Below are 1,681 nucleotides of genomic sequence, written 5' to 3'. Positions count from 1 at the left end.
CCGCGCTCATGGAGCGCGCGATGTCGTCGGCCAAGGAGATCACCCGCGACGACTTCGTCCCAGGCGCAGGCTCAAGCTCATACAATGTGACCACGGGGCCGGGCCGGACATTGATGATCTCGCCCTTGACGTTGAAGTCCCACAGCACGTTCTCGAGGGTCGCCGCATTCTCCTGCAGGACCTCGACAGGCACCTCCGCACTGCTCCAGATCTTCGGTTCTGCCAAAAGATCAAGCGGGGGCAGCTCGTAATCAAAAGAGGCGCGCACCGGTGCCGCGGCACCGACCGAAACCGACGCGTAGTTGTCACGACGGAAGCTATCATTGGCAGGGACTGGAGCCGCCGGCACGTGGCTCACGCGCGGCTGGGTCACCACAGCCGCGCGGCGCGGCACTTCCTCGACGATGATTTCGTCGTCCAATTCTTCTTCGACGAAGTCCTCGTCATCATCCCATGGGGCTATCTCCGGCTGAACCGACAGCGGAGCCCTCGAAGGTGCAGGCAATACAGGCTTCACTGGAGGTGAAGCTTTGACGGGAGCCAGCACTTTCCTGGCCGGGCGAGCATCCTCTTCCCGCTTTGCCTGTACGGGCGTGGCAGAAACAGGCTGGAGCGAAGGATCCAGGAGATAAGTCCCCGGCTGCCACATGAAGCTGTAGGATTGCTGAACTGTGTTGAGTTCGAATGAAGCCGGAGCAGCAGGATTGCTCCTCACCGGCTGTTCTGGCTGTTTGACCATTCTCTCTGGAGGCGCGGCCTCGGCACGCGGCGCAGGTCGAGGTGCAGGCTCCACCGTTGGAGCCGGAACTGCGGCGCGCGTGATCGGCCCACGCTCCGGAGCAGGAGCCCGATTGAAGATGCGGGCACTGCCGGTGTCGGTCTCCTGAGAAGCTGCCCTGCTGCGAAGAGCCTGCAGCCGCTCCTGAACGGCCGGCGCCGGATCCTCCATGCGAGTGGCGGCAAGCTCTCTCGCCCGATTTTCCACTACCTCATCGTATGCGTGAGAAGCTCCCTTCAGGCGGCGCTCCTTGAGGACACGCTCGGGCGTACGTGTGAACCGGACCTCCGGCGACATGGAAAAGGACTGCTCCCAGACCTCTCCACGCGGAGCACCATTCGCCCCCCTGCTCTGCCCGCTCTTTGGGGCAACGGCATCAGGAGACCGCGTGACGGACAGGCGGCTCGCGGGAGCTGGGCTCGCCTGCGCACGACTTCCGCTGGACGGAACCTCGCCCGCGGGATGACCGGCGTGGTCTCTCGGCGCCGCCCCAATGGAAGGAGACAGCTCATGATTGCCTGGCTCAGTCTTATAATCCTGGTCTTGTGCGAGAGAGCCATAGCCATGGGCGGCGGAGGATCGAGGCCGTCGTTTGAAGTGCATTGTCTGTTTTGGTGTTGGGACTGAACCGGTCAGCCCGGGGAGAAGTGTTCCCGCTGATTACGCCTACCAAAGGTAAAAAGAGCCTTAGGAGGACAGCACGTGCTGCCTCGACCAGCACTTATGCCCGCCCTCCCCTTCAAAGCAGGGGCGGCCATCCCCATATTTCTAAGAGCGAGGCGTGTTGTCCTTCTGGCATTTTGCGTCGACCTTTTTTGACAAAGGTCTTGCAAACTGTCTGGGGTTGTTTATATCGGCGCTTCCTTTGGGCTGTTTGGGTCTGAGGGGTTGTTTTCCAGCATG

1 protein-coding gene is annotated in these 1,681 nt (G+C 61.8%); it reads right to left on the bottom strand.

The genetic code is table 11. The features are described from left to right. The coding region (locus VB618_RS19705) for a DNA translocase FtsK (RefSeq protein WP_329798453.1) at nt 1–1,075 on the bottom strand (1,075 nt) is incomplete at its 3' end. Nucleotides 1,076–1,681: the final 606 nt, after the last annotated feature.

Source organism: Microvirga sp. CF3062, from assembly GCF_036314045.1.
GTDB lineage: Bacteria > Pseudomonadota > Alphaproteobacteria > Rhizobiales > Beijerinckiaceae > Microvirga.
Note: the sequence above shows the minus strand (reverse complement) of the source record. Positions and strands in the feature narration are given on the sequence as shown.